The 17,438-nt window shown below is 36.5% G+C and carries 19 protein-coding genes; 6 read left to right on the top strand and 13 right to left on the bottom strand.

The window, feature by feature from the left end; translation table 11 throughout:
* The 6 genes from yqeK to ACFSFW_RS21375 form a co-directional block, all read right to left on the bottom strand.
* The gene (gene yqeK, locus ACFSFW_RS21400; protein WP_388041205.1) at positions 1-573 is read right to left on the bottom strand and encodes a bis(5'-nucleosyl)-tetraphosphatase (symmetrical) YqeK; all 573 of its coding nucleotides are present in this window, start codon (positions 571-573) and stop codon (positions 1-3) included.
* A complete protein-coding gene (locus ACFSFW_RS21395; protein ID WP_388041203.1) occupies positions 563-1,132 on the bottom strand; it encodes a nicotinate-nucleotide adenylyltransferase in 570 nt (189 codons plus the stop codon). Before ACFSFW_RS21395 ends, yqeK begins: the two co-directional genes overlap by 11 nt.
* A 150-nt stretch (positions 1,133-1,282) precedes the next feature.
* On the bottom strand, positions 1,283-1,585 hold the full coding sequence (gene yhbY, locus ACFSFW_RS21390) for a ribosome assembly RNA-binding protein YhbY (protein ID WP_099361986.1): 303 nt from the start codon (positions 1,583-1,585) through the stop codon (positions 1,283-1,285).
* Positions 1,579-2,424, bottom strand: coding sequence for a shikimate dehydrogenase (gene aroE / locus ACFSFW_RS21385; RefSeq protein WP_388041200.1), 846 nt, complete (start codon positions 2,422-2,424; stop codon positions 1,579-1,581). Before aroE ends, yhbY begins: the two co-directional genes overlap by 7 nt.
* A 39-nt stretch (positions 2,425-2,463) precedes the next feature.
* Positions 2,464-3,573: a ribosome biogenesis GTPase YqeH gene (gene yqeH, locus ACFSFW_RS21380; RefSeq protein ID WP_388041198.1), complete on the bottom strand. Its 1,110-nt coding sequence runs from the start codon at positions 3,571-3,573 to the stop codon at positions 2,464-2,466.
* A 5-nt stretch (positions 3,574-3,578) separates the two neighbouring features.
* Positions 3,579-4,094 carry a YqeG family HAD IIIA-type phosphatase gene (locus ACFSFW_RS21375; RefSeq protein WP_099352191.1) on the bottom strand — a complete coding sequence of 172 codons (516 nt, stop codon included), beginning with the start codon at positions 4,092-4,094 and terminating at the stop codon, positions 3,579-3,581.
* Between the two features lie 406 nt (positions 4,095-4,500).
* Between ACFSFW_RS21375 and ACFSFW_RS21370 the strand changes: the two genes are divergently transcribed.
* Positions 4,501-4,641, top strand: coding sequence for a sporulation histidine kinase inhibitor Sda (locus ACFSFW_RS21370; RefSeq protein ID WP_099352317.1), 141 nt, complete (start codon positions 4,501-4,503; stop codon positions 4,639-4,641).
* A gap of 24 nt (positions 4,642-4,665) precedes the next feature.
* Here ACFSFW_RS21370 and ACFSFW_RS21365 read toward each other — a convergent pair whose 3' ends face one another.
* Positions 4,666-5,466: a phosphatidylserine decarboxylase gene (locus ACFSFW_RS21365; protein WP_388041195.1), complete on the bottom strand. Its 801-nt coding sequence runs from the start codon at positions 5,464-5,466 to the stop codon at positions 4,666-4,668.
* A 142-nt stretch (positions 5,467-5,608) separates the two neighbouring features.
* Between ACFSFW_RS21365 and pssA the strand changes: the two genes are divergently transcribed.
* Positions 5,609-6,148 carry a CDP-diacylglycerol--serine O-phosphatidyltransferase gene (gene pssA / locus ACFSFW_RS21360; protein WP_099352189.1) on the top strand — a complete coding sequence of 180 codons (540 nt, stop codon included), beginning with the start codon at positions 5,609-5,611 and terminating at the stop codon, positions 6,146-6,148.
* Positions 6,149-6,232: 84 nt separating this feature from the next.
* Here the strand turns inward: pssA and ACFSFW_RS21355 are convergent, their stop codons facing one another.
* The gene (locus ACFSFW_RS21355; RefSeq protein WP_388041193.1) at positions 6,233-8,026 is read right to left on the bottom strand and encodes a M3 family oligoendopeptidase; all 1,794 of its coding nucleotides are present in this window, start codon (positions 8,024-8,026) and stop codon (positions 6,233-6,235) included.
* 179 nt (positions 8,027-8,205) lie between these two features.
* On the opposite strand from ACFSFW_RS21355, the gene ACFSFW_RS21350 reads away from it, so the two are divergent.
* The 4 genes from ACFSFW_RS21350 to sigK all read left to right on the top strand — a co-directional run bounded on the left by ACFSFW_RS21350 (position 8,206) and on the right by sigK (position 13,162).
* Entirely contained in the window at positions 8,206-9,759 is a 1,554-nt protein-coding gene (locus ACFSFW_RS21350; RefSeq protein WP_388041191.1) for a spore germination protein, read from the top strand.
* Positions 9,760-9,761: 2 nt separating this feature from the next.
* A complete protein-coding gene (locus ACFSFW_RS21345; RefSeq protein WP_388041190.1) occupies positions 9,762-10,871 on the top strand; it encodes a GerAB/ArcD/ProY family transporter in 1,110 nt (369 codons plus the stop codon).
* A complete protein-coding gene (locus ACFSFW_RS21340; protein WP_388041187.1) occupies positions 10,846-12,102 on the top strand; it encodes a Ger(x)C family spore germination protein in 1,257 nt (418 codons plus the stop codon). Before ACFSFW_RS21345 ends, ACFSFW_RS21340 begins: the two co-directional genes overlap by 26 nt.
* Before the next feature lie 346 nt (positions 12,103-12,448).
* On the top strand, positions 12,449-13,162 hold the full coding sequence (sigK, locus tag ACFSFW_RS21335; RefSeq protein ID WP_099352185.1) for an RNA polymerase sporulation sigma factor SigK: 714 nt from the start codon (positions 12,449-12,451) through the stop codon (positions 13,160-13,162).
* 599 nt (positions 13,163-13,761) lie between these two features.
* Here sigK and ACFSFW_RS21330 read toward each other — a convergent pair.
* The 5 genes from ACFSFW_RS21330 to mtnN all read right to left on the bottom strand — a co-directional run bounded on the left by ACFSFW_RS21330 (position 13,762) and on the right by mtnN (position 17,419).
* Positions 13,762-13,902: a YrzI family small protein gene (locus ACFSFW_RS21330; RefSeq protein ID WP_099352184.1), complete on the bottom strand. Its 141-nt coding sequence runs from the start codon at positions 13,900-13,902 to the stop codon at positions 13,762-13,764.
* Between the two features lie 366 nt (positions 13,903-14,268).
* Positions 14,269-14,502, bottom strand: coding sequence for a YrhC family protein (locus ACFSFW_RS21325; RefSeq protein WP_388041183.1), 234 nt, complete (start codon positions 14,500-14,502; stop codon positions 14,269-14,271).
* 136 nt (positions 14,503-14,638) lie between these two features.
* Positions 14,639-15,772 (bottom strand): bifunctional cystathionine gamma-lyase/homocysteine desulfhydrase, encoded by a 1,134-nt coding sequence (locus ACFSFW_RS21320; protein WP_388041180.1) that lies wholly within the window; start codon positions 15,770-15,772, stop codon positions 14,639-14,641.
* Between the two features lie 2 nt (positions 15,773-15,774).
* Positions 15,775-16,698, bottom strand: coding sequence for a PLP-dependent cysteine synthase family protein (locus tag ACFSFW_RS21315; RefSeq protein WP_388041177.1), 924 nt, complete (start codon positions 16,696-16,698; stop codon positions 15,775-15,777).
* Positions 16,699-16,714: 16 nt separating this feature from the next.
* Positions 16,715-17,419: a 5'-methylthioadenosine/S-adenosylhomocysteine nucleosidase gene (gene mtnN / locus ACFSFW_RS21310; protein ID WP_388041174.1), complete on the bottom strand. Its 705-nt coding sequence runs from the start codon at positions 17,417-17,419 to the stop codon at positions 16,715-16,717.
* Positions 17,420-17,438: the final 19 nt, after the last annotated feature.

The following is a 17,438-nucleotide window of genomic DNA, read 5'->3' as shown; positions in this document are numbered from 1 at the left end:
CTAGGATTCCCCCTTTTTATTTAAGATTAATGCATTGTATGTTTGCAACGTATCGGGATAAATTGCTTGATTCTTTTTCACCAAAAACATGATGGTGTTTCTTAATGAGTAGATGAGGGCTGTGTCTAAATCCCGTTTTGCGACTTCTCTAACTTCATCTACACCTGGAAAATGTCTACCTGGCTCTATGTAATCTGCGACAAAAATAACCTTTTCAAGCAGAGTCATTCTTTCACGTCCAGATGTATGGAAACGGATTGCATCAAGGATTTCTTCATCCTGAATCCCTATCTCTGTCTTAACAAGGTAGGCTCCAACTGGCGCATGCCAAAGTTCTGTATTATGAATTAATAAACCCGTTGGCATATGTTGGTCGATGATGACCTGCTTCATCTCTTCCTTTGATCTAAATTTCGCATAGTCATGGAATATGGCAGCCATTTCGGCCTTCTTCACATCAGCATCATATCGTTTGGCCAGTTCAATGGCTGTCTCCATAACACCAAGTGTATGCTGATAACGGTGCTCCGTTAATTGTTCTTTAACAAGTTCTAGGGCCCTATCACGTTCCATATAAATGCTTCTCCTCTATATAGTTTCGTACTTTTTCAGGAACTAAATACATTGTATTTCTTTTTTCCCTCAGCCTCTTTCTTATCATTGAAGAAGAGATATCTAATTGAGGAACATCAACTTCTATGATTGAATATTGAGTCGGAAAGGAATATCCTGGTCTTTTCACCCCAACAAACGTAATCATATCCATGAGTTCATCAATTTTATGCCAATGTGGCAAATATTCGACCATGTCCCCACCAATGATAAAATAAAACTTTGTATTACGATATTGTTCACGTAACAATAGAATTGTGTCGTATGTATATGAGGGTCCTTCTCTATCCAGTTCAATTGGCTGTAACTTGAACTTTGGTTGGCCTGAAATAGCTAAAGAGAGCATTTCAACCCGCTCCTCATCGGTCACATAACTTTTCCGTTCTTTGTGTGGAGGTATACGATTGGGCATAAACCAAACCTCTGAAAGATTTAGCTGTGTTAATACCTCTGTAGCAATGAATAAATGACCAATATGGGGCGGATCAAATGTACCACCTATGATTCCGATATGGTTCATTTTTTCCCTCCTAGTCGGCCGAAAATGACGCATCAAATTTCTGCGTTGGCTTGCTTCTCCGTTCCTCACGTATTAACTGCATACGCTCCGGTACTCAAAGCTGCGCCGCCTTGAAATTTTCGGTCCTTTTCAACCTCCTTATTTGGTTGCTTACTTGTTAGCCTTTGGTAGCTCCAATTGCTTGTTTTCTTTAGACTCTTTGTACAGGACAATTGTATTACCAATGATTTGAACCAATTCAGCTTTTGCACCTTTACTCAGCTCTTGCGCTACCGTATCACGGTCATCTTCACAGTTTTGAAGGACACTTACCTTTAATAGTTCACGAGCTTCTAGCGCATCGCTGATTTGTTTAACCATGTTGTCATTTACCCCACCTTTTCCAACCTGAAAGATCGGATCTAAATGATGGGCCTTGGATCGCAAAAATCGTTTTTGTTTACCTGTTAGCATGTCTTACCTCCTAATAGCTTTGTAACTAGTCTTTCCATTCTCTCCGTATCTGGAAATATTCCTGTCCATTTTTCGAATGCTAAAGCACCCTGATAAACAAACATTCCAATTCCATTTTGCGTAATTGCACCACGCTTTGCAGCTTCACGCAAGAGCTTCGTTTCAAATGGATTATAAATAATATCACTTACGATTGTTTTTGGTGCCAAATTCTCCAGTCTAAATGGCATATGATCCACCTGGGGATGCATACCAACTGAAGTTGTATTGATAATGACTTTATATTTACCTAGATTACTCTCTGCATCCGCAAAAACGAGTGCATGCGAGTCAACCTCGAATTTGCAATCATCAATAATGGCTTTTGCCCGGTCTACCGTACGATTTACAATATCAATTCTTTTCACACCCGTTGCTGCTAATGAAATAAATATCCCTCTAGCTGCACCACCCGCTCCGATAATCAATACATTCGAAGAACGCAATTCCTCATTACTGATGACACGATTTAACGAACGGATAAATCCAATTCCGTCTGTGTTATAGCCAACTAATTTCCCATTTTCATTTACAATCGTATTCACTGCACCGATATTCTTAGTAACCTCTTCAATTTCATCTAAATAGTCGATTACCTCTAATTTATGTGGAATTGTAACATTAATTCCTGATACCCCGAGTGCCCTTATTCCTTCAATTGCAGCTTTCACCTGGTCTTGTCCCACATGAAAAGCATGGTATCTGGCATTAAGCTTATAATGTTCAAAAATATCATTGTGCATCATCGGTGACAGCGAATGTGAAATAGGACTTCCAATTACCCCATATACCTTTTCCATTTCCTCACCCATTACCATTCATTTTACTACTATCTCTTTTTAGATTAATGATTTTCTTATCATAACCCCAACGCCCTTTGGAACATGAGCTACTACCTTCGTATGTGGTTCATTAATCGTTACCCAACCCAATCCAGAAAAAACAATATCTGTTTTCGCTTCATTGATCATGAATTCATGGGCAACCAGCGGTGGAAAATCATCTAATTCATTTTTGCCAGGAGGCTGCAAGAGCTCACCCTGATGTTTTTCATATAGTTCATCTGCATTTTCAAGTTTTGTGCGATGGATATTTAGCAAATTTGAGAAATGACAAACGAAAGACTGTCTGCCACCACTTACAAAATCAAACCTTGCTAAACCACCAAAAAACAAGGATTGTCCTTCATTTAACTGAAAGACTTTCGGTTTAATTTCTTTCTTAGGTGTAATAACTTTTAAGTCTTGTTTTGATACAAAGTGTGCCATTTGATGGTGATTGATTATTCCTGGAGTATCAAATAAGGAATGCTCCTCATCAAGGGGAATATCAATAATATCTAATGTTGTACCCGGGAAGTGAGAAGTAGTAATGATGTCCTCTTTCTCTCCACTAAATTCCTTAATCAGACGATTGATGAATGTAGACTTTCCGACATTCGTACACCCTACTACATATACATCTTTTCCTGAGCGATAATGCTCAATTGCTTCAGCTACCTCTTTGATGCCTGTACCTTTTTCTGCACTGATTAAAAAGACATCTACCGGTTTTAAGCCAAGTTCTCGAGACGATTCTTTCATCCAATTTACTAGTTTTTTTGGTTTCACCGATTTTGGTAGCAAATCCACTTTATTACCGACTAATAGTATATTATTGTTCCCCACAAATCGGTGAAGACCTGGTAACCAGCTGCCGTTAAAGTCGAATATATCAACAATTTTTACGATTAATGCATTCGTAGAGCCGATTCCGTGTAAGATTTTCAAAAAGTCATCATCCGTTAAAGAAACATCTTGTACTTCATTATAATGCTTTAATTTAAAGCATCGTTGGCATATGACTTTATCCTTTTCTAAAGCAGATGCTGGTGCATATCCTAATTTTGTTTCGTCAGCTGTTTGGATTTCTACTCCACAGCCAATACAGCTAATTTTTTCTTGTTCCACTCTATTTAATCCTCCCAATAAAGCATTCCACGACGCTTCATCCAAGTTAATATTCTTCTTTCGACTAGGCGGTTAAATTTTGTAAAAAAACCGTCTGTTTGGGCAACTGGAACAACTAGAATCGTATGCAAGCCACTCCGGTTCCCACCGAAGACATCTGTTAGAAGTTGATCACCGATTACAACAACTTCATCCTTTTGTAATCCCATTTCCTTTACTGCGCGCTTAAAAGCACGTACCAATGGTTTTCTCGCCTCAAAAATAAATGGAATACCTAGTGGATCTGCAAATTCTTTTACTCGTTTTTCATTATTATTTGATACAATTGTTACGGTAATACCTTGCTCCTTAATCTCCTTAAACCATTCAACAAGTTCTGGAGTTGCACTTGGGCGATCCCATTCTACCAAAGTATTATCTAAATCGGTAATGACACCTTTGATGCCTAGTTCTTTTAATTTGCTTGGTGAAACCTCAAAAACTGATTTCACATGTTCATTTGGTAAAAAAACATTTAACAATTTGTTTACACCTCTCTCGGACTACCCTTTTTATACCCATCCTATCATAACGAATTAATATGATTTCCACAAAGCAAAAAGATGACAAAATGCATGATAATATTTCATTTTTTTTACAAAAAATAAAAAGTTTTCGACAAAAGTCAGTAAATTTCAACACCTGTGGATAATCTTATGCACATTTTACACAGCGATATACATAGATTTCCATATTTTATAAACAAAATACCCACAAGTTATCCACCATTTCCTGTGGATAACAGAACGGTTGTTCTATTATTTTTTTCGTGATAGAGTTAATTTAACAACAAAGAATAACATAATAGTATATGCAACATGAGATACATTAGAACATCTTACACGTAAATAATTTAGGAGGTGAATGGCCAACTATTGGCAGTATGATATGAAAAAATTATCAGATGACTTGTTAGTTGAATCTTATTTTAAAGCAATAAAATTAAAGCTAAGTCCTGATTTTATTCACCTTATTGAAACTGAAATAATGCGCAGATCATTGGGACATAAAATTAGAAATATATCATAATAATTTATTTATTTAAAGAGCCATTTAGTGGCTCTTTTTTTCTTTATCATTCATTACCCCTAAAACTTCACCTACTTTAATATCTGTCGAAGCATTCATGTCAGGGCTAAGCATAAAACTGTCTTTTTCAAATAACAATATGACGGTTGAGCCAAATGAAAAGTACGCAATTTCTTCCCCTTTTTCCACAGTATCACTTGTATATGTAGTTTCTATACTATTTACAAACATTGCACCAACCTTTACCATCGCAACATATGAATCATTGCCCTTTATTTCTGTGATTTTTCTATAGTTCTTGGATAAAGGATCTCTACCATATTTTAACCCTAGTCGATTAACTGGATACGATTTCCGACCTAATTCCCATTGCTTTGTTACGACCCCAGAAATTGGACTGTGAATTCGATGATAGTGGCTTGGGCTTAAATAAAGAATAAGGAAGGTACCACCTATGTATTTTGTAAGCGACTCTTCATCACCAAGCATTTCCGCAACATGATAGTGCTTGCCCTTTACAATCATTTCTTTTGAAGCGGTAATAATCCCCGTTTCTTCAATGACAGCATCAACAGGACTAATCACCGTATTTTCGGTTTGATCGATTTGCCTACTTTCTTTTCTAAGCCTTCTTATAAAAAGGTCATGTAAGGTTGAGAACTCAGTCAAGTTTTTTTCCATTTCTGCTTGGTTAATCTTGTATATTTTCGCGTAACTCGGAATAAGTATAGCACTAACTCTTGATTGTGAAAATTTTTTTAAAATCGCCGATGAAAAACGATGATTTGTTAATTCTATAAAAAAGCGATAAAGCCATTTTTGCAAACCCAATTCCTCCTAGGATATAACAATTCTCTTTACAAAAGCAAAATAGAACGAATAAAATAAGATTAATAAAGTGATACTATACTATTTTATTGATTTTTGGTCCTTTTTACAAAGACTTTTCCAAGAAAGGAGTGATGAGATGTTTTTATTAGAATATTTAGATTCAACTTTTAAAAAGCTTAAAGCACACACAGCTAATATTCTTACTTTAATTAACTTAAGCCTAGGTGGTTTTTCAATATTATTTATTCTTAAAAACGAATTAAATTTAGGATTATTGTTGATCTTTTTAGCTGCTCTTGCTGATCGATTTGATGGAATGGTAGCAAGAAAATTTCAAATTGAATCTGAGCTTGGAAAACAGCTTGACTCGATGTGTGATATTATTTCATTTGGAGTCGCACCTGCACTTTTATTATACCAAGGAATTATTCATGAATTCGGAGCACCAGGAATGTTTTTCACCGTTTTTTATATCGGATGCGGGGCATTTCGTTTAGCAAAATTCAATATTAGCGACAATAAAGGCTTCTTCGTTGGCTTACCAATTACAGCTGCAGGCTGTCTTTTGACATTAAGCTTCTTAGCAATCCCTTATGTTTCTCCTCAATTTTTTATTTACCTCATGATTATTCTGTCCTTCCTGATGGTTGGTACATTTAAATTAAGGAAAGTTTAATTCAAATTCAAAAACACCTATTCACTTTTAACAGCAGATAGGTGTTTTTTCTTGTCAAACTCCAGGCGCCTTTGCTTTTCTTTATTACTTAGTTAGTTCTAAAAATTCCTCAACATCTTTTATAGAGAGTTTTACTGCCTTTTCCCAGAAGTCGCGCTTAGTTAAATCAACACCTAGGTGTTTTGCAGCAAGATCTTCTACTTTCATGCTTGCTGTATCCTTTAACAGTGCAATGTACTTCTCTTCATAATCGGTTCCCTCTTCTAATGCTTTCGCGTAAATACCTAAAGAGAATAAATAACCAAATGTATATGGGAAGTTATAAAAAGGTACTCCCGTAATATAGAAATGCATTTTTGACGCCCAGAATTGTGGATGATATTCCTCTAATGCTCCACAGTATGCTTCCTTCTGCGCTTCAAGCATGAGTTCATTAAGACGTTCAGTGCTTACAATTCCCTGTTTGCGCTCCTCATAGAATCTTGTTTCAAATAGGAAACGAGCATGGATATTCATATAAAATGCAACACTTCTTTGAATTTTATCCTCTAGAAGTGCAAGCTTTTCGTCTTCTGATTTTGCATTTTTCACAGAAGCATCAGCGACAATCATTTCTGCGAACGTGGATGCAGTTTCTGCAACGTTCATTGCATAACTACGGTTTAACGTGTGAACCCCTGCCATTGCATGCTGGTGGAATGCATGGCCAAGCTCATGGGCAAGCGTTGATACATTAGATGGTGTTCCTGAGAACGTCATAAAAATTCTTGACTGATCGCTTTCAGGGAAGCTTGTGCAGAACCCGCCTGGACGCTTACCAGGACGATCTTCAGCCTCAATCCAGCTATCTTCAAATGCTTTTTGGGTAAATTCAGTAAGCTCAGTACCAAACTTACTAAATTGTTCTAAAATAAATTCTGCACCTTCTTGATAGGAAACCTTTGTTTCAGATTGTCCAACAGGTGCATCCAGGTCATACCAACTAAGTTTATTTAGACCCAATACCTTTGCTTTACGGTTCAAATACTCAACAAATGGAGCCTTGTATTCCGTAATGACAGACCACATGGTTTCAAGCGTTTCCTTAGACATTCTGTTTATATCCAGCGGTTCTTGGAGCACATTGTCCCAACCTCGTGCTTTATACACATTTAAACGAAACCCGCCAAGATGATTCAGCGACTCACCAATATAATCTGAATGTTCAGCCCAAGCTTTTTCCCATTGCTCAAACATCGTCTTGCGAACATTACGGTCAGAGCTAGAAAATTTGTTGAATGCTTGTCCAACAGAAAGTTGTTTTTCTTCCCCATTTTCCTCAAATGGAACTTTGATGTTTCCAACTACCATATTATAAAGCTGTCCCCATGCATGATAGCCATCAACCCCTAAAGCATTAATAAGGTTTTCTTGCTCAAGAGTAAGCTTTTCTTTTGCTCTCGTTCTTCTTTCTTCTAATACATACGATAGCTCATTTAATGGTTCCTCTGATAAGAGCTTATTCCAAACAGATTCCTCTATTGCAACTAGCTTTTGATCAAAAGCAGTAAGGACGGATTGAAGTTGTGCACTTAACTGTGTTGTTTTTCCTTGTAAAAGAGTAGCACCACGATCTGTTGTATCCTGTGCTGTCAAACAGCTAACAAAGGCACCTGCTTGGCGAAGCTTTTTGAAAGATAATTGGAAAGCATTTAGTATGTTTAATAATTCGTCTTTATCTTTCTCATTTGTTGGTACTTGAAAAGCCTCAACTAAAGCATTGAATTCCGAAATTTCCTTATGTAGCGCTTCCAAGAAGGAATGAAATGCAGGTGAACTGCTACCCCCTTCAAAAAATATGTCTAAATCCCATTTTTGTTCATATGTACTCGTGCTCAAATTTGTTTCCCCCTTCTAATTATTTAGTCTCCCTAAATAATTTATATGATTCATTATAAATGGATTTTATAAAAATTTCTATCATTTCGGTAAGTTTTTAACTTTCTCACGTATTTACATTCTTTGAATGAAATTTTACCTTTGGAGGCAAACTTAGGAAAAACCCGGAGTTGTTTGTAATGAAGAAGAAATTAATTCAAAACTATATAGATAAGTTCAATAACGCGAAACTAGACCCTGAACAATATCCGGAAGAATCTGCTGCAGAAGATATGCAAGTTAAAAATCTGGAAATTACTCGAGAACTTCAGATCAATATTTCAACATTAAAGAAGATCTATTCAATACCAGAAAACAATGATGTAAAAATCCATAATTTTACGATCGGTGGATTAAATAAAAAAGCAGCTCTTTTGTTTATTTCAACCATTACTGATATAGACATGATTAGTAATCATATTCTGGAACCATTGCTTAACAATGAAAGTCCACTTAAGGAAGTTCAATCGATAGTCCAAGTGCAATCATTTACAGAGGTAAAACAGATAAAAGAAGTAATTAATGGAGCCAACCAAGGGAACACAATCTTACTTATTGACGGAGAACAAAAAGGATATATAATCGGAACCTCTGATTTTCAAAGCAGATCCGTAGAAAAAGCTGAAAGTGAGGTTGTTCTTAAAGGACCAAAGGAAGCCTTTAATGAAAAAGCAGATACAAATATCTCGTTAATTCGTAAAAAAATCAGAAATGAGAATCTAATTGTAGAGCATTTAACCATTTCTGAGCGGTCAAATAACGAGCTATATATTCTTTATATTAAAGATTTAACAAACGAAAAAATGATAAAAAATGTAAAGGAAAGAGTAAGTGCATTAGATGTTGATGCAATCCAGAATCTGTCACTCCTAGAACAGTATATTGAAGAAAGGCCTAAATCTATTTTTCCCAGTATATTATATACCGAAAGACCGGATCGGGCTACTTCATTTTTAGAGGATGGATATGTCGCCTTATTAATGAATAACTCGCCAGCAGCCTTAATAGTACCAGCAACCTTTTGGTCTTTTATTCATAACCCTGAAGACCATTACTTGCGATTTATATACGGAAACTTCATTCGCATGTTACGGGTATTTTCTTTATTTATTACCCTTTTTGCTTCTGCCATCTATGTATCAGTTACGAATTATCATTCTGAGATGGTTCCGACGGACCTCTTACTAGCAATTTCTGCAACACGCGAAAAAGTTCCTTTTCCTTCCCTCATTGAGATTATCATGATGGAAATTGCCTTTGAGCTCATAAGGGAAGCTGGACTTAGAGTCCCAAATCCAATTGGGCCGACAATTGGTATTGTTGGAGCACTGATATTAGGTCAAGCAGCCGTTCAGGCAAATATTGTAAGTCCTATTGTCGTTATTGTTGTAGCATTAGGAGGATTATGCTCATTTACACTTAGCGATGTAAGCATGAATTTTGCAATTAGAATTATTCGGTTTGGCTTTATTCTATCAGCAGGTTTCTTTGGGATTTACGGAATGACAGCCTTATTTACAGTGGGTTTATTTTATATGGTGTCTATTAAAACTTTCGGTGTTCCTTACTTATCACCAATGACACCTAAATATATTTCTTCTAAAGATACAATCATTAGAAAATTGGTCAAGAATGAACGTTTGCGTCCTGGGTATTTAAAACCAAAGGACATTATAAAAAAGGCAGAGGAATAGATATGGAGCAATCGAAAGGAAAAATGGGGATAAGAGAATATGTGGCCACTGTAATCTTAGTTGTCGGTGTCAAGCTATCGGATGATACACCTGCCATTTTTGCTTATTTCCTCAAAAATGCATTATGGATGGCCCCTATCTTGATCGGATTATTATCGATCATTCCCATTTATTTCATGTTAAAGGTCATTACAGCCTATAAAAATAAAAATTTGCATGATGTAATCCTCCATTTATTTGGCAGATATATAGGAAATATTTTATCATGCATCCTATTACTAGGGGGGCTAATCGCGCTCATTTTGGATTCTGCTGTATATGTTGATATCATTGGTACAATGTATTTTACTGAAACACCCATTTTACTCATTTACATAGTATTTATGGCTGTCTGCGCTTATAGTGCAAAAAAAGGACTTGAACATATTGGATCCGTTTCGTGGCTAGTTCTATTCTATATAAAAATTTCACTATTAATTGCCCTGATTTTAGCCCTACAAGAAAGCAGAGCAGCCCATACCTTCCCTATTTTAGGCCCAGGTCCTTGGGAAGTGGTAAAAAGGAGTAGTACCCATGTATCGATTTTCGCAGAATTTTTTTATATAGGATTAATAGCTCCCTATATTGCAACTGTTAAAGCATTTAAGAAAGGGACGTGGATTGCCCTAATAATTGTCGTTACTGAAATAACCATTTCATTTCTAGTCTATTTGTTCGTCTTCGACTTTGAGGGGTTAAGGTATCTTGATTATCCATACCAAGAGTTAATACGATTGATTAGGCTTGGATTTATAACAAATATTGAAACCTTTTTCTTTCCATTTTGGATTATTGCCTCCTTTATTCGTTTTTCTATGTATTTATATTTAATTTCAATATTATTCGGGGGCATCTTTAATATTAAAAATTTTGAATATCTGGCACCTATCATTGCGACGATTACGGTTATTTTTGGGATGGCTCCTGAGGCACCAACCTTTACACTCTTTAAAATGAGAGAGATTTTGCAAAATTTGATGAGCCCTATTTTTGTATTCGTTCCTTGCCTTATGTGGATACTTGCAAAACTAAGAGGGGATTTAAAGTATGAAAAAACGAGCCAAAATAAGTAGATTTTTATTTATCTTTTCTACTTTGTTATTCCTAGTTGGATGCTGGGATTTGAAGGAAATAGATCAAAGGGCTTATGTCCTAGGGATAGGTTTAGATAAATCAGAAACGGAAGGTTTTTTAAAAGTTACTTATTTAATCTCAAATCCAGAAGCGGGTTCAACACAACAAGGTGGTGGTGGAAATGAACCAACTCATGAAATTATTTCGTTTACTTCATCAAGTTTCATTGAATCAGAAGACCTCGCAAACGCTGTGATAGCAAAGTCCATTACATACGACATATTGGACTTTTTTGCAGTTTCAGAGAGTCTAGCGAAAGAAGAAAAATTTGTTCGCTGGATTTATGATGCTACAAAAGACCGTGAAATTAGACGTGATACGAAAATCATCGTTACGAAGGAAGATGCAAGTAAGTTTATTGAAAACAATAAACCGAAACTAGAAACAAGAAGACATGAATACTTTGAAGTAATCTTCGATAACGCAACTGAGATCGGCTTAATTCCAGATTCAGAAATGCACAACTTTTTTAGAATAACCGAAGGGGATGCAGAACTATATTCTACTGCCTATGCTACAACTAAACAGGACGAGAATACAGCACAGAAAAATATTGATGAAGAATTAATTGCTGGAAAGATGAAGGTAACCGGAAATACGAATCCTGCCCAATTTCTTGGTTCAGCAGTCTTTAAAGAGGGACAAATGATTGGAAAGTTATCGGTGCAAGAGACGCGGATTTCTAAACTGTTAAACAAATGGAGGGAAAAACCAAGTTTCTTGGTTTCTATGCCTGATCCATTTTTGGATGAATTTTTTATAACTGCACGATTCTCTCAACTAAAAGCTCCACAAATTAATGTTGATGTATCAAAGAAGGCTCCCAAGATTATGGTGAATGTCCCAATACAAGCTGAGATTTTGACAGATCACAGTATGGTCAATTATGCACAAGACGAAGAGAAGAGAAATGAGTTAAAAGAACACATCATTAAAGGTTTCGAAAAAAGAATAAATGATCTTGTTAAACGAAGTCAGGAGGAGTTTAAAGCAGACCTCTTTGGTTTTTCTCTAACGGCAAGAAAACAATTTTTAACCATTTCAGAGTGGGAAAACTATGATTGGATGAAATCTTATCCTTCAGCAGATATAAGGGTTAGTGTCGACATTACATTTGGAGAGTTTGGGCGGCAATCTGAATTACCAACATACGAAAGGATTAGGGACTGACGTATGACCGCATTCACATATTTGTTGATTATAATCACGTTTTTTTATACAGTCATGTTTTCCGTTTCCCTCTGGAAGGATAAAAATAAATCGGGTTCCATTGTTGTATTTGGATTAGCTATAATCATAGCTATTGGACCTTTTTTTACAATCCTCAAATAAGTAAAAATTAATGCTAGGGCTGTTGGTGTATAAAAGATCGTCTTTTGTACTATCATCAGCTTTTTTACATTGGACAGACACAAGGAAGCAACTTCCTACATAACATTAAGTAATGGGCAAACGCCTAGGGTAGTAGTGTAATGGATATGCCTACATACACTACGATATATGTGGAGGTGAGCAAATGTCTGGACTTTTAGCAGCATTAGGCTATTTTGTAAAAGAATTATTATTTTTAGTATCCTATGTAAAAAACAATGCTTTTCCTCAACCGTTATCATCTTCTGATGAGAAGAAATACTTACAATTGTTGGCCGAGGGAAATGAACATGCTCGGAATGTGTTAATTGAACATAATCTACGGTTAGTCGCTCATATAGTAAAAAAATTCGAAAATACAGGTGAGGACACAGAGGATCTCATTTCAATTGGGACGATTGGTTTGATTAAGGCCATCGAAAGCTATTCACAAGGAAAAGGAACAAAACTTGCTACCTATGCAGCAAGATGTATTGAAAATGAAATTTTAATGCATTTGCGAGCTCTAAAAAAGACAAAAAAGGATGTTTCTCTCCATGATCCAATCGGCCAGGATAAAGAAGGAAATGAAATTAGTCTAATTGATGTGTTGAAATCTGAAACGGAGGATGTGATTGAAACCATCCAATTAAATATGGAGCTTGAGAAGATCAAAGAATACATTGATGTCCTTGATGACCGGGAAAAGGAAGTAATTGTGGGCAGGTTCGGACTTGATTTAAAGAAGGAAAAAACACAACGTGAAATTGCAAAAGAACTTGGTATCTCAAGAAGCTATGTCTCACGGATTGAAAAGCGTGCATTAATGAAAATGTTCCATGAATTTTATCGCGCAGAAAAGGAAAAAAGAAGAACATAAAAATAGGGTGGACTGCTGGATGCAGTCCACCCTTTTCTTATTTTATTTTCCTATAATTCTACACTTACCTCTGTTCCAATAATAATGGCAATAACAGCTGTAATGACAAGCCCCATAACGATCATAAACATATCCATCAACCTCCATAAAGAGATGTACTTCTTACTTTTACTTTATCACTTACGAACTGTGTAAACGTTATCCACTTTTGAACATTGTGTTAAAGAAATTTGACAAAAATAAGGCGAACTAGAAAAGTGAAAGGCGCCCGTTTATCGGTGACCAGCATAAGACGAGCGCTGACAGAAGGTGCATTTTACCTTCCGAAGCGATTGGCTTATGACCTCGAACAGATGGCGCCTGTAACTAGACAACAACTTAAAAGGAGCGCCTAGCATTGGCGCTCCTTTCAATTTATTGTTTATTTTTCTTTGAAAATAAAATGGTAAAAATCAGTACATGTACCGAAAGCATTCGAAACTCCTCCTATGATTTTAGTACGTTAGGTGGAATCCTTCTCCACAGATAACCAAGCTACAATCGGACAAATTCTCATTAACATTTTCATCATTCCCCTTTCCTATTTTTAGTTTTGTTGATTAAAATAAGCGCATCATTGAATATTGGCGTTCCTTCATTTCTTCCATATGTTTATTGACTTTTTCTTCATGTACATATTCTTCAATAGACTTTTGACGTTTTGAAATTGAGATTGTTAAAAAGAATAGATTGATGGTCATTATTTACTCACCTCCTTTGTTCGTTAGCTATACATATTGAAAATTTGTGTAGGAAAAAATGACACAAAAAGGCCACAGGCATACGAGTCCTGTGGCGTTAAAGGCATAATAAAGCCACAGGCGTACTATTCCACCTGTGGCATGATTAACGTATCAAATAAAATTAAAAATTAATCACCGGTTTGGTCGAATAGATTGTTTCATATGAAGTTGTCATATTTGTAGCAATAGCATTTAATTTAATCATTTTACTCGACCTCCTTTTGTCATTAATTTTTTCCTACTGCGGTAATTATAACCAATTCAGGTGCACATGTAAACACTTTTTTGCAAAAAAATTCCTTCACCACAAATTTAGGTGAAGGACTATTCTTCTTGGAGTTGTTTTTTATATTTAATCACTAAAATAAAAAATGTAAATGACAAGCTTAAGAGAATGAGTGTAGAACCCATCATTGTATATAGTTGAAACGGAGAACGTCCCTCAGGAATGATCACACCAATATATATAAATACACTTAAAACAAGAAGGATGTATCCGAAGTTTGTGTAGTCTGTGACTTTAGTACGCAGGTTTTTCATTTGTTTATTTTGTTCCATCATGTCTTCACCTACCAAATTATTAAACTTCTACCCTATAATATCATAGCTTGATAGGTTGTTAAGAATGTAAATTTTAGCAGTTTAATTCCCTCAAAAAAACCTCTAACCCTTAAATGGGCCAGAGGTTCACTTCTTATTGTAAGCCTTGTTCGAGGTCTTCGATTAAGTCTTCAACATCTTCTAATCCAACAGAGATACGTACTAGCCCATCTCCAATGCCTAATTCCGCACGGCGATCTGCTGGAATGGAGGCATGGGTCATTTTAGCTGGCACTGAAATTAAGCTTTCAACTGCCCCTAAACTTTCCGCTAAAGTAAAGTATTTAACTTTACTTAATAGCTTATCTGCATTTTCTTCACTGCCAACATCAAAGGATACCATTCCACCAAATCCTTTTGCTTGTTCCTTAGCAGTGGCGTGATTTGGGTGGGATTCAATCCCAGGATAGTATACCTTCTTAACTGCTGGATGGTTTTGAAGAAACACGACAATTTTCTTCGTATTTTCCTCATGCTCTTCCATCCGTACTCCAAGTGTACGAATCCCACGAATTAATAACCAGGAATCCTGAGGACCAAGTACACCACCAGTTGAGTTTTGAACGAAATGCAATTCTTCACCTAGCTTAGCAGAGTTAACAACCGCAAGACCAGCCACTACATCACTATGACCACCAATATATTTGGTAGCACTGTGTAAAACGATATCAGCACCAAGAGCAATTGGTGTTTGCCAATATGGCGTGCTAAAGGTGTTATCTACGATCGTTAGGAGGTTATGTTTCTTTGCAATTTCTGAAGCCCCTTTAATATCGGTAATTTTTAATAAAGGATTTGTCGGAGATTCGATGTAAATTGCTTTTGTATTTTTACGAATTTCACCTTCAATATTGTCTAGATTGCTTGTATCAACAAAAGTTGAATCAATACCTAGGCGGTTAAGAACCTTTGTCATTATGCGATATGTTCCACCGTACACATCGTCAGTTAAAATGACATGGTCTCCGCTGTTAAATAGCATCATTACAGCTGTGATTGCAGCCATACCTGAGCCAAATGCAAATCCTCTTTCTCCACCTTCAATATCCTTGATTAATTCTTCTAGTGCATGTCTGGTTGGATTTCCAGTTCGTGAATATTCAAAGCCTTTATGGCCTCCGATTCCTTCTTGTTTATAAGTGCTAACCTGGTAGATAGGCGTGTTAACCGCGCCGGTCTGTGGATCCTCGCCAACTCCCCCATGAATAAGCATCGTTTTACGTTTCATTCTTAAATCCCACCTTGATATATTTTTTTACTTAAATAGCGTTCACTACTGTCAGGAAAAATGACTAGAATATGTGATCCCGGTTGTGCTTTTTCTGACTCTAAAAGAGCGGCATGAAGGGCTGCCCCTGAAGAACTGCCGACAAGAAGCCCCTCCGTACGTGCTATTTCCTTCACTCGACGGAACGCGTCCTCATCAGATACAGTATGAATCGAGTCAAAATAGGATGTATCCATATATCCTGGAAGAAATTCCATTCCAATTCCTTCTGTTTTATGTGGACCTGATTCACCGCCATTTAGGATCGAACCCTCTGGCTCAACGATAACCGTCTTTATGGACTTTTTCTTTTCCTTTAAATACTTAGCAGTCCCCATAAAAGTACCACCAGTACCTGCTCCCGCTACGAAAATATCTAATTGTCCCTCTAGTTGATTCCAAATTTCAGGTCCAATTGTTTTATAGTAGGTTTCAGGATTTGCTGGGTTTGCGAATTGCTGTGGACAATAGGAATTTGGAATTTCATTAAGAAGCTCTTTTGCCTTTTCAATCGCACCCGTCATACCTGCCTCTGTTGGAGTATTGACGATAGTTGCTCCTAACGCCTTCATCAATTCTTGTTTTTCAACTGAGAACTTTTCAGGAACACAAAGAATCACATTTACATTACGGTTGATTGCAGCAAGTGCAAGTCCAATCCCAGTATTGCCGGCAGTAGGCTCAATGATCGTTCCTCCTTCAGTTAACTGACCTGTAGTAAAAGCTTCTTGAAGAAGTTCAACTCCTAAACGATCTTTTATACTTCCGCCTGGATTAAAGAATTCGAGCTTTGCAAAAAGACGAACGCCATTAGATAATGGAAATTTCGTAATCTCAACGATCGGGGTATTGCCGATAAGCCCGTGAACATTCTGATACACTTGCATTTTAGATTCACTCCGTTTACAAAGACTTATTAATTTGTTCTACCATTTTTTCAACTACATCTGATGAATGAGCTGCTGCAGTTTGTAGGAACTGTTCAAACGATACATCGGATTCTTTACCCGCGATATCTGATAGGGCACGGATCACGACAAATGGTACTTTAAATTGATGACAAACTTGCGCTACAGCTGCTGCTTCCATCTCTACTGCGTATAAATCACCGAACTTTTGACTTACAAATGAGACTCGCTCTGGATCATTCATGAAGGAGTCACCTGTTGCAATCAATCCAGTCACAACCTGTATATCTGTAATTCCTTCAGCACTTTTTTCAGCCAATTTTATTAGCTTTTCATCCGCTTTAAATGCTGCTGGCAATCCAGGAACTTGCCCATATTCATAGTTAAAAGCAGTTACATCCACATCATGATGTCTTACTTCTGAAGAAATGACGATATCGCCTACATTAAGCGTTTTTAAATGACCACCTGCTGATCCTGTATTTACAACATAATCTGGTTTAAATTGCTGTAATAAAATAGTTGTAGATATCGCTGCATTCACTTTCCCAATTCCTGATTTTAATAAAATAACATCATACCCATTTAGCGTCCCGGTATAAAAAACACTTTCGGCAACTGTGGTTTCCTGTCTATTTTCAATTTTCTCTCTTAAAATTGCTACTTCTTCATCCATTGCTCCGATAATTGCTATCTTCATAAGTACGTATCACCTTTCA

Origin of the sequence: Ferdinandcohnia salidurans, assembly GCF_042680725.1 — a bacterium.
Taxonomy (GTDB): domain Bacteria; phylum Bacillota; class Bacilli; order Bacillales; family Bacillaceae_L; genus Ferdinandcohnia; species Ferdinandcohnia salidurans.
Note: the sequence above shows the minus strand (reverse complement) of the source record. Positions and strands in the feature narration are given on the sequence as shown.

What these genes read in the sequence shown, in the direction of transcription:
- yqeK (WP_388041205.1), bottom strand. Translation starts at nt 573, where the DNA reads ATGGAACGTGATAGGGCCCTAGAACTTGTTAAAGAACAATTAACGGAG.
- ACFSFW_RS21395 (WP_388041203.1), bottom strand. Translation starts at nt 1,132, where the DNA reads ATGAACCATATCGGAATCATAGGTGGTACATTTGATCCGCCCCATATT.
- yhbY (WP_099361986.1), bottom strand. Translation starts at nt 1,585, where the DNA reads ATGCTAACAGGTAAACAAAAACGATTTTTGCGATCCAAGGCCCATCAT.
- aroE (WP_388041200.1), bottom strand. Translation starts at nt 2,424, where the DNA reads ATGGAAAAGGTATATGGGGTAATTGGAAGTCCTATTTCACATTCGCTG.
- ACFSFW_RS21370 (WP_099352317.1), top strand. Translation starts at nt 4,501, where the DNA reads ATGAAAAAATTATCAGATGACTTGTTAGTTGAATCTTATTTTAAAGCA.
- pssA (WP_099352189.1), top strand. Translation starts at nt 5,609, where the DNA reads ATGTTTTTATTAGAATATTTAGATTCAACTTTTAAAAAGCTTAAAGCA.
- ACFSFW_RS21350 (WP_388041191.1), top strand. Translation starts at nt 8,206, where the DNA reads ATGAAGAAGAAATTAATTCAAAACTATATAGATAAGTTCAATAACGCG.
- ACFSFW_RS21345 (WP_388041190.1), top strand. Translation starts at nt 9,762, where the DNA reads ATGGAGCAATCGAAAGGAAAAATGGGGATAAGAGAATATGTGGCCACT.
- ACFSFW_RS21340 (WP_388041187.1), top strand. Translation starts at nt 10,846, where the DNA reads ATGAAAAAACGAGCCAAAATAAGTAGATTTTTATTTATCTTTTCTACT.
- sigK (WP_099352185.1), top strand. Translation starts at nt 12,449, where the DNA reads ATGTCTGGACTTTTAGCAGCATTAGGCTATTTTGTAAAAGAATTATTA.
- ACFSFW_RS21330 (WP_099352184.1), bottom strand. Translation starts at nt 13,902, where the DNA reads ATGACCATCAATCTATTCTTTTTAACAATCTCAATTTCAAAACGTCAA.
- ACFSFW_RS21325 (WP_388041183.1), bottom strand. Translation starts at nt 14,502, where the DNA reads ATGGAACAAAATAAACAAATGAAAAACCTGCGTACTAAAGTCACAGAC.
- ACFSFW_RS21320 (WP_388041180.1), bottom strand. Translation starts at nt 15,772, where the DNA reads ATGAAACGTAAAACGATGCTTATTCATGGGGGAGTTGGCGAGGATCCA.
- ACFSFW_RS21315 (WP_388041177.1), bottom strand. Translation starts at nt 16,698, where the DNA reads ATGCAAGTGTATCAGAATGTTCACGGGCTTATCGGCAATACCCCGATC.
- mtnN (WP_388041174.1), bottom strand. Translation starts at nt 17,419, where the DNA reads ATGAAGATAGCAATTATCGGAGCAATGGATGAAGAAGTAGCAATTTTA.